This window comes from Bacteroides sp. An51A (assembly GCF_002161565.1).
Classification (GTDB): Bacteria; Bacteroidota; Bacteroidia; order Bacteroidales; family Bacteroidaceae; genus Phocaeicola; species Phocaeicola intestinalis.
In genome coordinates, this window is the sequence record NZ_NFIC01000002.1 from 1 (window position 1) to 12,940 (window position 12,940).

Consider the following 12,940-nt stretch of genomic DNA (forward strand, 5'->3'; position numbering starts at 1 on the left):
TCCTGAGCCAGGATCAAACTCTTCATTGTAAAATATCTTTTCATCGCCTGCCTCCCCAAAAAAAGAAAGGCAAGGCGCTTTTTTTCCTGTCCAGGTCCGGTTACATCTTTCTAACCTTCACGTCATTCACTTTTCGTACTGCGTTTCCTGTATCCAAATCATATCAAAGATCTTGCTCCCGTTTTTGAGGGAAAGCGTCTGCAAAGTTAAGGCGTTTTTTCCATTCCTCCAAATTTTTCGGAATATTTTTTCGCCGCCCCGCCGACCGTCACCCTTTCAGGCGGCGTCCCTTTCGGAAAGCGGTTGCAAAGGTACGCCTTTTTACCGGAACTGCAAGCAATATGGAAACTTTTTTCTGAACTTTTTTACACATATAAACGCAAAATGCTGCCATACAACATATTACAGGACGAATATTCTTAAAACTGATGAAAAATGGCTGAAACGGGTACTCATTAATATAATTATACGCGCGCGAGGGGCACACAGGACAAAAAAAACATCCCCACACATCCTGACGGACATAAGTGGTAAGGCAGGACCACTTATGTGAAACGGCAGGGGTACTTATGTGAAACGGGCAACCCACTTATGTTCATCAAAAGGCATGCTTGAATCTGGGAAATCCACAAGAATAGTGGGACTATCAAAAAGAAGCCGGACCAAACGTACGGACATAAAAAAAGGAGTACCGCTGTACTCCAACCTTTGTTAACCTTAAATCTAATACTATGAAAAACACAGTACAAAGGTACGAACTTCTACGGAATATGCAAGCTTTTTCATAACAAATAGATGTTTTATAATACGTTTTAAGAAATTTGCCAGCATACCCTAAAGTTTTTAACAAATCTTTTTTACAAACCCAATCTAGCAGATATGTCCAACATCTTTTGTATGGGTTTAATGGCTTTTTCAGCTATCTTTCCATCAACCTTCACTTCCGGCCACTCATATTTCAACGTATTATACAGTTTAGAAAGTGTGTTCAATCGCATAAAATTACATTCGTTACAAGCACATGTACTATCTTCTGGTGGAGCAGGTATAAAATTTTTATCCGGACATTTTTTACGCATTTCATAAAGAATGCCACTTTCTGTAGCTACAATAAAGTTTTTCTTATCACTCTCTACAGCATATTTCAATAGTCCGGCAGTAGAAGCTACTTTATCTGCTAATTTCACAACTGGTCCTTTACATTCGGGATGCACCAGTATTGCAGCATCAGGATACTGCTTTTTCAGTTCTAAAATCTTTTCAACGGAAAACTTTTCATGCACATGACATGCACCATCCCACAGCAACATATCTCTTCCGGTTACAGAATTTATATAGTTCCCCAAATTCTTGTCAGGACCAAAAATTATCGGTTGGTCTTGAGGAAAACTTTCAACGATTTGCTTGGCGTTTGTAGAAGTTACCACCACATCGGTCAATGCTTTCACCGCGGCACTGGTATTTACGTATGAAATAACCACATGTTCGGGATGCTGATTGACGAACCGGGCAAATTCGTCTGCCGGACAACTATCCGCCAACGAGCATCCTGCATTCAAATCAGGAATCAACACCTTCTTGTCCGGACAAAGGATTTTCGCTGTTTCACCCATAAAGTGTACTCCACACATTACGATTATATCCGCATCGGTTTTAGCAGCCCATTGTGCCAATGCCAGACTGTCTCCTATAAAATCGGCTATTTCTTGTATTTCATCAGCTTGATAGAAATGCCCTAAAATAACGGCATTCTTTTCTTTACACAAACGTCTGATTTCGGCTTTCAAGTCCATACCTTTGTCGATAGCTTCATCAGCATATCCCTTTTTCAACCATTCTTCTTTTTTCATATTCATATTTTTAAATCTTTTCTTTTTTAAGAAAATCTATGATTGTTATAATATCCCGTTGATAATGTTCGTAAAAATCAGGCAAAAATCTTGTTTTTTAAGTTATAAGTTCATGTTGTATTGCTATCAAGTGTTCATCAACAGGCTTATAATCTGATTATGCATTATTTATGTCTGCTATTCACTTACAGTTGATATGTGGCAAAGTTAAAAACTTTCTCTTAATGGTCTTGGTATTTTCTATTAAAAAATCTGTTTAAACCTGTGATGAAACTTTTCTTTTTCTTTTTTTGAAAGTTCGATTTCATCTGTCTATAAAGATTTATCCGAATAAACCAAGATAAAGTTTTTATTTTCTATGCATTCTTTTTTTACAGGTTTTCAACCGTTTTCAACTGGGTTATGAATATACTTTTTATCTTTGCATCATAATTCAGCAATTATGGGAACATTAAGAAAATTGAAAGTAACCGAAATGCACCGTCTGACGGTAGACGAATTTAAGGAATCCCGAAAACTTCCTCTTGTCGTCGTGTTAGACGAGGTGAGAAGTTTACACAATATAGGTGCGGTATTCCGTACATCGGATGCTTTTTTGGTAAACAGTATTTATCTATGTGGCATTACGGCTACTCCGCCACATCCGGAAATGCATAAAACAGCACTTGGAGCCGAATATACAGTTGACTGGAAATATTTTAAAAATACCGAGGATGCTGTAAATGAATTGCATACGATGGGATATACTGTATTTGCTATTGAACAATGCGAGGGAAGTACGATGTTAGACAAACTGGTTTTGGAAACAGATAAAAGGTATGCTGTAGTGTTGGGAAATGAAGTAAAAGGAGTAAAGCAAGAGGTTGTGGATATGTGTGATGGATGCATCGAAATCCCCCAATTCGGCACCAAACACTCTTTGAACGTGTCAGTTACAGCAGGGATTATTTTATGGGAATTTGCTAAGGAGTTGGCGAAGTGACATGCAGTTTGAACGCTGAAACACAGATACGTGGTTTGGATGATCTGTGTTTCTATAAACTTTATAATTGTCCGTTTTCCACCAGTACCACAACCCGTTCAGTCAGTTTGTCTTCATCTTCGGGATGATACTCTTTTTTCAGGCTGGCACCGAAGAGTGCAGCGAAAGTTTGGTAAAATCCTGCTTTGAAAGGTCCCATAAATGCTTTTACCAGTTGATAGGATGACTGGTTACACTCACGGTTCACCAGCTTTATCAACAGTTTCCCTTGCGAGAATGTTAGTTTCTTCATACGTGGAGTGTATTGCTCTTTCAGTCCTTTTTCTACTTTTTTGATATGGCGTTCGCGAGCTTTTTCATCGGGAAGCGTCATCAGGTATTCATAAGTTTCGATTACGGCACGGTTTACTTCTTTTGCCAATGGCAGGGTTTTTTTTACATCCCTTACCAGTTTGTTGTAATATTTTCTTTGGCGTTTGTTTTTAAAATGCAGTTCGGGGTAAACATAGATGGTTCTCAGCGTTATATGAGGTATAGTATCTCCGTTGTACACACACACAGGTACTTTGTACATTGAGGCAGTACCCGAATGTGTTTGTGCTTTGGTTCTCATCGCGAAAACCAAAAACAGAACCAGTGCTATGTAGAGAGTTTTTTTCATAATGCGCAAAAATAGAAATAATAATGACTTGTAGTTAAACCCGAACAGAGCTTATACGAAAAATTAACGTATTTATCTCTGTTGAAAACTTGTGAATACCATGTTGAAACGATTATTTATGTTTTGTCTATCAATTGTTTGTGTATTAACACCCTTGTTGGCACAATCGGACTGGCTGGAATGGAATGAAGACATAGCAGCTCCTGAAGAACTGGCGGGCTGGCAGGAAAAATATGAAGAGTTGAGCGAAATAGCTGAACATCCTTTTAATATCAATACCATTACTAAGGAAGAATTGGAGCAATTACCATTTTTATCCGACCGGATGATAGAGAATATCTTGTATTATATCTACAAATACGGACCAATGCTTACCAAAAATGAACTGTTGGGAATAGAGGGAATGGACTGGCAGACACGAAAGTTTTTAACCGACTTTATCTACATCGGACCATCTGATAATGAAAAAGATAGACTTAAATGGAAAAACTTGTGGAAATACAATAAACAAGAGTTATTAACACGCTTGGACATTCCTTTCAACACTAAGGCAGGGTATGCCGGTTACGATGAAGAAACCTTGGCTGAAAGTCCTAACAAACGGTATTATGGCGATCCGTTTTACCATAATATACGTTATCGTTTTCAGTATCGTAATCAGATATATATCGGACTGACCGCAGAGAAGGATGCAGGAGAACCTTTTTTCGTGCAATACAACCGGAAAGGATATGATTCCTATTCGGGATATGTATTTCTTTCCAATTTTAAACGTCTCAAGACATTGGCCATTGGTAATTTTAAGGCTAATTTCGGGTATGGACTGGTGTTGAACATAGGAAGTTTTACTTTAGGAAAAGGAATGATAAACCAGAACCGTTTCGGACAAGGATTTACCAAATATACTTCAGTGGGAGAAGGGGAGTACCTGCAAGGGATAGCTGCCACTTATCAACTGGGCAGACGCTGGAATGTATCTGCTTTTTATTCGTTCAGGAAGCAGGATGCACGTGTTGAAAACGGGTTTATAAGGTCGTTGAAAACTGATGGATATCATCGGTTGAAAAAAGATATGGAGAAGAAACATACGGTATCCAATCACTTGACTGGATGTAATTTAACTTATAATGGGAAATACACAGAATTTGGATTAACTGCTGTGTATAATCGTTTTAACAAGATGTTGAATCCTGATGCACGTGATTATAATTTGTATTATCCACGTGGAATGTATTTTTATAATGCAGGTGTTTATTATAAATTCTTTCTGAACCGGTTTACATTTTCAGGAGAGACTGCTGTAGATAAGCATGGAAAAGTTGCTACGCTTCATGCACTCTGTTATCAACCGGCTGTTCATACTAATATTTTACTTATTCACCGGTATTATGACAAGCGTTATCAGTCGCTTTATGGGAATGCTTTCGGAGAAAACTCGAAACTTCAAAACGAGACAGGAGCTTATTTAGGATTGGAAACCAGTTTTTTAGGACAGTTCAAGTTTTTGTGTTACGGTGATTTCTTTCATTTTTTCTATCGAAAGTATCAGGTGGACCGTGACCATACATCGGGATTCGACGGATTATGCCAATTAAGTTATTCACCATCAAATTCACTCTCGATGTTAATAAAGTATACTTATAAGAACAAGGCTAAAAACTATACTTCTCCTGATGAAACAAAGTTTGTATTGCCTTACGTAAGGCAACGTTTGCATTACCAATGTTCGTATGCGCCAAGTGCATATCTTTCGTTGAAAGGAGTAGGAGAGGGAGTGATGACTTCGTATAACGGACGGGAAAAATCGAAAGGGGGATATGTGAGCGGTACGGTGAAAGGAAGTATTCCTCCAATTCCTGTTCAGGTATCATTGACAGGTACTTGGTTTCATACGCAAGATTATAATTCCCGAATCTATGTTTACGAACCCGGATTGCTCTATGCTTTTTCGATGAATTCGTTTTATGGCAAAGGTACCCGTATGGCAATCAACTTGAAATATACGTGGAAGAACCGTCTGATGATTCAAGCCAAATGGGGATGGACACACTATCAAGACCGGAACCGTATCAGTTCGGGTACTGAAGAAATACAAGGAAGTGATAAGGCGGACTTACAGGTGCAGGTGCGTTTGAAATGGTGATAAGCTGAAGATATATTACTTTGCCGTTTCAGTTATCTGTGCGAGCGGTAGCAGTTATCTGAAGCTGCCTCTGAAGCTGTCTATGAAGTTATCTTCATTTTATTCGCATTCATCTGCATCAATCTGCGTTACTTATTGTATATTTGCATGCGAATAGAAACATGTGAAAGCTTATGTCTACCATCATTTATCCTTCTCCCATTTTCGGACCCATTCATAGCCGTCGGCTGGGTGTATCGCTAGGCATTAATCTTTTGCCCGCTGACGGGAAATGTTGTACGTTCGATTGCATTTATTGCGAGTGCGGATACAATAAAGACCATCGTCCTCATGCGAAACTTCCTACACGCGAAGAAGTGTACAATGCTTTGGAACGCCGTCTGATAAATATGCAGGCAAATGGTCCTGCTCCTGATGTCTTGACTTTTGCCGGTAATGGTGAACCTACGCTTCATCCGCATTTTAAGGAAATCATCGAAGATACCATTACCTTGCGTAACCGTTATTTCCCTAATGCCAGAATAAGTGTGTTGAGCAATTCTACCCAAATACATCGTCCTGAAGTGTTCGAAGCGTTGTGCCGGGTAGACAATAACATTCTGAAGCTGGATACGGTAGATACTGCTTATATTAATAAGGTAGACCGTCCGGCAGGTTCATACGATGTAAATCGCATCATTGAAGGAATGAAGGCTTTCCAAGGCAATCTGATTATCCAGACCATGTTTCTGAAAGGAAAGACTGATGAAGGCGAAGATGTAGACAATACTTCGGATGTTTTCGTTCTCCCGTGGCTGGAAGTAGTAAAGGCAATAGCTCCCCGTCAGGTGATGATTTATACAATAGATAGAGAAACGCCCGATAGTTTTCTTCAGAAAGCTACTCACGAAGAACTCGATCGCATCGTGACTCTCTTGGAACAGGCTGGTCTCCGGGCAAGTGCTTCTTATTAAATGAATCGGGTACGGTGGTAGAAAGAAACAAGGCATAAATCTGAAATCGATGAAGTGAAAGTCTTTTGCTTTGTGTCTGAACCGTATCCGACAAACGAAGATATGATGACAAATTGTAAATTCGTCATTAGTAGCATAGCATTTTCTTTTTTCCAGTACTTTTGTGCTTTTCCTCTCTAGTAATTATCTTAATTCACCAGCATATTTTGTAGAAAAAATGTCTATTTTTGTGTAGTTTTCCCGTTGGTTGCTGCGTCTAATGGTTAAAAAACAACTTTTAAAGGATATGGAAACATTGGATACAACATTTGCGCAAATGGTGAAAGAGCATAAAAATACCATTTATACGGTATGTTTTATGTTTTCGAAAGATTCCGATGAGGTCAGTGACCTGTTTCAGGAAGTGCTCATCAACCTATGGAAAGGGTACAGTTCGTTCAGACACCTCAGCAGTATGGATACGTGGATATGGAAGGTCAGTTTTAACACATGCATTTCTTACGAAAGGAAAAAGAAGAAACGGGCTGCTCTTCCGCTTGTCATGGACATCAATTTGTTTGAGGATAAAGATGAAGATGCCCGGCAAATCCGACGGTTGTATGACCGCATCCATCGGCTCAAGCCATTCGACCGTGCCATTGTTTTGTTGTGGCTGGAGAATATCAGTTACGAAGAAATAGGCGAGATTGTCGGGATTTCGGCTAAGAATGTATCCGTGCGCCTGTATCGTATCAAAGAAGAGTTGAAAAAAATGTCGAACCATTAAAAACATGCATCATTATGGAAAATCGTTCAGAGAGTTTCGAACTGGAAGATATGCGGCAGCAAATACAATTGCTGAAAGCTAAGTTGGAGAAAGAAACCATTGTCAGCGAAAAACTTATCAGGCAATCTACGCAAGACAAGGTTTCTTATATTGACCGGAAGAAGAAAACCGTTTATGTGTTGATTGGGTTTGCCCTTGTCTATTGCAACGTATATTTCATTCTGATGGGTTACTCGTGGATTTTTTGTGTGTTTACTTCTTGTTTCTTGCTGGTTGCCTGGTATTTTCAGCGTTATAATCATCGGGGAATCAGTGCGCAGGAAATAGCAGCTGCAAACTTATTGGATGTCAGCAAGGCACTGGTGCGCATGAATCGTTTGGGAGTAAGGTGGCTTTATTTCGGCATACCGTTTGCCCTTTGCTGGATTGCCTGGTTTATGGTGGAGAGTTACCCGAAAGTCGGAGGAGAAATTATCTGTTATGGCGGTACGGCAGGTTTCATTTTGGGAGCCATTTTAGGTGTGTCGCATCTTGTCAGCGTTCGTCGCAAGGCAAAAGAAGCTATCCGTGACATTGAAGAATATACCCGGATGAATTGATACAATAGACACGAAGACACATGGATGAAATATCCTTTGTGTCTTCGTGTTGGTGTGTTATTTTTTTATTTCACCCATATCACGCCACCTTCGGGTTGGATGGTTACTTTTACTTCGGCTGGTTTCTTTATCTCTTGTTGTTCCAGTTGGGGCGTACGGTCTTTTGCATCTGAGTAGAACGATACTTTATCGCCTTTCTGGCACATTGGAAGATTTAAGGTTAGCTTCAACGGTTCTTTTCCGGCATTGATACCGGCTATGTACCAACGGTCTCCGTGGCGGCGTGCCAGTACGACATATTTGCCCGGATAACCGTCAAGGAATACTGTTTCGTCCCAGGTAGTGGGCACTTCTTTCAGGAAGTCGAGAGCCAGTTGGGGAGCATCGGTCAGGTTGTTTGGCGTGATGGCAAAGTTCTGAATCGGGTTTTGGAAGAGAACCGCCGTGGCAAGCTGGAATATATCGGTAGTTTTGCGGGTGGTTCCTCCATCATTCGTGCGGTTGTAACGCTTGTTCAGGAAGGTGCCGCCAAATTCCATACAGCCTACGGTATTGCGGATAAACGGGTGCAGGCAGGCATTGAAAGCTTCCATATCATCGAAGTGTTGATTGAATATCAAGTTTTCCGAAGCCAGTACTGCTTCGCTTCCCACATAGTTGGGATACATGCGTTCCCAACCGCGCGGGAGGGTACAGCCGTGGAAGATAACCATCAGGCCGTAGTCGTCGGCATCGCTCAGAATGGATTCGTACAGGCGCATGGTCTCCTGCTTGTCGCCTCCGAAGAAGTCTACCTTGATGCCTTTCACTCCGATTTTCTGCATCCATTTCATTTCCTGTTTGCGCTCAATGGGGCTGTCCATCCGGTTGGTAGGTCCCTGCACGATGTCGTTCCAATAGCCACTTGAACTATACCATAAGAACAGTTCTACGTTTTTCGAACGTGCGTACTTTACCAGTTTTTCTATCCCTTCACGTCCGATGTTTGTGTCCCACCAGTTGTCTATCAGGGCATAGTTGAATCCCATAGCCGAAGCCAGGTCGATGTAGCGCACTTGGTCATCGTAATTGATGCTGGCGTCTTGCCATACAATCCAGCTCCAGGTCCCTTTGCCATATTTATAAGTATGTCCGGAAGTGAAACGGGGTTTTACTACGTCCCAAGGCACAGTAGTTTCCACGATTGGTTTCAGTCCGTCGCCTACCGTAATCGTACGCCAGGGTGTTGTACCCGGAAGTGCCAGTCCTGCCGTTGTTGTTCCGTTTCCGTTATTCTCTTCCGGCATAGGGAAGGCGATGGTAAACAAACCTTCTGTAGTGGCATCGCTCAGGTGTGAGGCACAATATCTGTCATCTACTCCGGTCTCGCTGACCAATGCCCATCCGTCTTCACCGATGCGGAACAGGCCGGGGAAGGTAAATCCGTGGCCATATTGCGAGCGGGTGGTCAGTGGGGCATCAGGTGTGTATTCTTCTTCGTAGCTGGGTTTGGTGCGTTTCCAACCTATCATCGGGTCGCTTTGTGGCGTAAGGAAGGTGGTGGTATACGAAGGAAAATCGAACCCTGTTGTTTCGCGTTCGATGACGATACTGCCCGTATCGCCGTAACGGGGTATTTCGTAGCGGAAAGCTACATCGTTGTCGCTCACCCGGAAAGTCACGTCTATCGGTTTCTGCTCTGCATTCTGCAGGGTGACGGTCAGTTCATTGGCACGGTAGTTTACTTCCGATTGTTTGGTGCGGTCCATCCGGTAAGTTTCTTCGAGGGTGCGGTTTTTCTGGCTTATGTAAGTCATCCCTTGACTGAAGTCGCCTACATTGGATACGAAACCCAGCGGTGATTTTTCCAGCATGGTCTTGCCTTTGTAGGTTACAGAATAAAACGGGGTACCTGCTTCTACCGTAATGTCTACCTTGAGTTGGTTATCAGGACCTGATACGGTGGCTTGTTGCGCCCATGCCGGAGAGGTATCCAAGGCAAGGAGTAATAAAAATGCCTGTTTCTTCATCATGTTTCAATCTTGTTTTTACTGGTATTTGAAATATGGCGACAAGTTATCAATAATTTTCCGGATATGCAAATCTGTTCTGCTTATACTGTTGCGGTATAGCTTTGTGCATTTTCTCACCACAGGTACACAGAGTCTTTTAAATTTTTCCTTTGTGGTACTCTGTGGCCTCTGTGGTGAATATTTTTGTTTTCGGCTTGCTTGTTTCCTAATAAAATTGTTCCTTTGTGTAAGAATGTGTTTTGAATTTCTACAAAAAGTTTTTCTTTATCATGATAAAAGAATTAGATTACAGCATCGTGCCGAAGAGGTTCGGGCATTGCCTGAACGGGAATTGCAAGCGCGCGGACAAGTGCTTGCGTTATCAGGTGACGAAATTCATTCCGGAAGACGTGCGTTACGTCTGCATGCTCAACCCCCAATGGAAGCAGACGGGAAAGAAGTGCACTGAGTTTCTTGATGATACGCCGGTGAAGTACGCTTACGGCTGGAGCAAGATGTTCGACAAACTGATGCACGAGAAGGCGATGGCGATAAAGAATGACTTGTTGTGCAGTTTCGGGAAAAATTTGTTTTATCGGCTGAAGCGGCACGAAAGGGCTTTCACGCCTCAGGCACAAGACTACGTGCGCATGGTATTCCGTAAATATGGCATCGCTGAAGAACCGGAATACGATTATTGCCAGTACGAATACACTTGGAAAAAAGAATGATAAGCTGTATGTATGCCGGTGCCTTTATTCACTAATATAAGTTCATCGGTGATTTTATATAATTGAAACTTTAGTTTTATTGCAATGAAACTTTAGTTTCAATGCAATAAAACTAGCTGAAACATTTATTGCGTGCGGAAAGCTTTCCTGTTGCGTGGGAGAATGCAATGCAATATAAGAAGCTGTTTTGAATTTCTCCAAAAAGTTTTTCTTGGCTTGATGTATCTGTTTTCGTGTGTGCTTTGGGCGATTTTTTGGTCCTTTTCGCTCCTGTTCTTCGTCAGATAGCCCGCTATCTTCCTCATCACAGAAGCGAAAATGCCTCAAAAACTCATCCCAAATCATCGCACGATAAATTCAAAACAGCTTCTAAGGGTTTTCACAAGCAAGTGCATGTCTCCGTGTCTTTCTCCGACATTTCCATCAGCTGATGGTAATCCCCATTTTCCGCATCAGGAAGCAGGCGTTCATGTTCTGTGCCACGCCCTCGCGCAGGCAGTAGGAGAAGGTCAGCTCGTTATCCTTGATGTCTGCTTCGAAGCAATAGTTGCGGATATATTCGGGGAATTGGTCGGCAAGTGTGCCCAATAGCAGGTCGTGGGTGGCGATGATGCCATCGGCTTTCAGGCGCATGAACTGGCGGATAAGGTCGAGCGAGCCTTTCTGCTTGTCGGCTGAGTTCGTCCCTTTCAGTATTTCGTCGAGGATGATAAAAAGTTCCTGTCCTTCGTCCAGCAGGTCGATGATGCGTTTCAGGCGTTTCAGTTCGGCAAAGAAATAAGATTCGTTGTCCGAGAGTGAGTCGGTGGTGCGCAGGCTGGTGATGAGTTGTGCAGGATAAAGCGTCAGGCTTTCGCAACACACGGGGCAGCCCATGCATGCCAGCAGGTAGTTGACACCTATGGTGCGCAGGTAGGTGCTCTTGCCTGCCATATTGGCTCCGGTAATAATCAGGAAATAAGGGCGTGAGGGGATGGTGGCATCATTTTTCACGCATTGGGCTTCGGGCATGAGCGGATGTCCCATGTTGCGGGCAAGGAAACAGAACGGCTGATTGGTAATTGTCGGATAGGTGTATGCCGGATGATTATAGGCAAAGGTGCCGAGCGAGCAGAGTGCGTCCAGTTCGCCTACGGCTTCCAGCCAGCCCATGAGGTATTTCCCATAGCGTGCCTTCCAGCGTTCGATGCGCACGATTTGCCGGAGCTGGAAGAACATGCTTCCCTCTAAGATGACATACAGGAGCTGGTTGTTGCGCAGGTCGAGGCGGTCCAGTTCCTTCGAGAGTTGCGTCAGGGCTTCGGCGGGAGAATGTCCGTCGATGTCCAGCTTATCGGTCAGTTCACGCAGGGCAGGGGCTTGCCACGTTTCTCCTTTGGCAAGGGTTATCAGTCTGGCATAGCGGTTCAGGGTTTTCAGCTTCTTTCCGTAGCTTTCCTGTATCAGGGTTACCCGCTGGATAAGTCCGAAGCTGAGGATGACGAAGACGGTAAACATCATTCCGAACCAGCTGAGTGAAAGGATATGCAGCAATCCGAGCGCAAGCAGCAGGATATTGATGCCGGGTACAGCCCAAAGGCAGAGTTTCACCCACCACAGGTGTTGCAGGACAGAAGGAGTCCAGCTCCAGCGGCTTATCTCTTCTTCATCGGAATCCGCGCCGCGGTTGATGGAACCGGTCACACGGAATGCTTCACGGAACTCCATCCGCCGGCTCATGTCGCGGATGCTTTCCTGACGGGTTTCGATAGCGATTTTCTCTGTCAGGTGATGTTGCATCCATGTGGCAAGAGTTTGTTTCCCGATATGCGTGCAGGTACGTCCGAGGGCCTGAAAGAGCGATTTGCGTCCGAAGAGGTCGAGGTCGTACGAGTAAGGATGTCCGGCATCGATGAACTCGCGCCCTTCGTCGAAAACCGAATAGTCGCCTTCCAGTCCTTTCAGTTCATCTTGATTCAGCTTGAGTTGGGTTTCTAACTGTTCCTTGCGGAAATAAAGCCGGTTGTGTACCTTGACCAAGATAAAAAAAGGCAGGAAGGTGCAGCACACGGTGAGCACTACCGCCCACGTGCCGGAACGATAAAACAAAATCAGTCCTGCAAAGCCTGCCACAAAGAGCAGGACGCGCAGCAGGCTGATGCGGTTAATCTGTGTCTTGGTTTGGGAAAGTTGTCGTAAAGTTTCGTCTATGCGTTGAGTGTACCAGGTGTTTGGAGCCATGGGGTGAATGAAGAATTTTTTTGAATGAAGAATCTTTTGAATGA

The 12,940-nt window shown here is 43.1% G+C and carries 11 protein-coding genes; 6 read left to right on the plus strand and 5 right to left on the minus strand.

Features of this window, described 5'->3' with window-relative positions; all coding sequences use genetic code 11:
- Positions 1 to 857: 857 nt before the first annotated feature.
- Positions 858 to 1,850, minus strand: coding sequence for a quinolinate synthase NadA (gene nadA, locus B5G04_RS03690; RefSeq protein WP_087396300.1), 993 nt, complete (start codon positions 1,848 to 1,850; stop codon positions 858 to 860).
- Between the two features lie 442 nt (positions 1,851 to 2,292).
- On the opposite strand from nadA, the gene B5G04_RS03695 reads away from it, so the two are divergent.
- Entirely contained in the window at positions 2,293 to 2,832 is a 540-nt protein-coding gene (locus B5G04_RS03695; RefSeq protein ID WP_022039080.1) for an RNA methyltransferase, read from the plus strand.
- A gap of 61 nt (positions 2,833 to 2,893) precedes the next feature.
- On the opposite strand, the gene B5G04_RS03700 is transcribed toward B5G04_RS03695, so the two are convergent.
- Positions 2,894 to 3,445: a DUF4294 domain-containing protein gene (locus tag B5G04_RS03700; protein WP_225226404.1), complete on the minus strand. Its 552-nt coding sequence runs from the start codon at positions 3,443 to 3,445 to the stop codon at positions 2,894 to 2,896.
- A gap of 166 nt (positions 3,446 to 3,611) precedes the next feature.
- Here B5G04_RS03700 and B5G04_RS03705 point away from each other — a divergent pair, with 166 nt between their 5' ends.
- The 4 genes from B5G04_RS03705 (at position 3,612) to B5G04_RS03720 (ending at position 7,954) form a co-directional block, all read left to right on the plus strand.
- On the plus strand, positions 3,612 to 5,636 hold the full coding sequence (locus B5G04_RS03705; RefSeq protein ID WP_239414027.1) for a helix-hairpin-helix domain-containing protein: 2,025 nt from the start codon (positions 3,612 to 3,614) through the stop codon (positions 5,634 to 5,636).
- Between the two features lie 173 nt (positions 5,637 to 5,809).
- Positions 5,810 to 6,589 (plus strand): radical SAM protein, encoded by a 780-nt coding sequence (locus B5G04_RS03710; protein ID WP_087212751.1) that lies wholly within the window; start codon positions 5,810 to 5,812, stop codon positions 6,587 to 6,589.
- A 286-nt stretch (positions 6,590 to 6,875) separates the two neighbouring features.
- Positions 6,876 to 7,355, plus strand: coding sequence for a sigma-70 family RNA polymerase sigma factor (locus B5G04_RS03715; RefSeq protein ID WP_087212754.1), 480 nt, complete (start codon positions 6,876 to 6,878; stop codon positions 7,353 to 7,355).
- A gap of 14 nt (positions 7,356 to 7,369) precedes the next feature.
- Positions 7,370 to 7,954 (plus strand): hypothetical protein, encoded by a 585-nt coding sequence (locus B5G04_RS03720; RefSeq protein WP_022039283.1) that lies wholly within the window; start codon positions 7,370 to 7,372, stop codon positions 7,952 to 7,954.
- Between the two features lie 65 nt (positions 7,955 to 8,019).
- On the opposite strand, the gene B5G04_RS03725 is transcribed toward B5G04_RS03720, so the two are convergent.
- Positions 8,020 to 9,963, minus strand: a complete 1,944-nt coding sequence (locus B5G04_RS03725) for a glycoside hydrolase family 97 protein (protein WP_087396302.1) — start codon at positions 9,961 to 9,963, stop codon at positions 8,020 to 8,022.
- 272 nt (positions 9,964 to 10,235) lie between these two features.
- Between B5G04_RS03725 and B5G04_RS03730 the strand changes: the two genes are divergently transcribed.
- Positions 10,236 to 10,676 carry a DUF6078 family protein gene (locus tag B5G04_RS03730; RefSeq protein WP_022039281.1) on the plus strand — a complete coding sequence of 147 codons (441 nt, stop codon included), beginning with the start codon at positions 10,236 to 10,238 and terminating at the stop codon, positions 10,674 to 10,676.
- A gap of 54 nt (positions 10,677 to 10,730) precedes the next feature.
- Here the strand turns inward: B5G04_RS03730 and B5G04_RS19625 are convergent, their stop codons facing one another.
- Positions 10,731 to 11,021 (minus strand): hypothetical protein, encoded by a 291-nt coding sequence (locus B5G04_RS19625; protein ID WP_158100032.1) that lies wholly within the window; start codon positions 11,019 to 11,021, stop codon positions 10,731 to 10,733.
- A 78-nt stretch (positions 11,022 to 11,099) separates the two neighbouring features.
- A complete protein-coding gene (locus B5G04_RS03740) occupies positions 11,100 to 12,896 on the minus strand; it encodes a hypothetical protein (RefSeq protein ID WP_087250762.1) in 1,797 nt (598 codons plus the stop codon).
- Between the last annotated feature and the right edge of the window lie 44 nt (positions 12,897 to 12,940).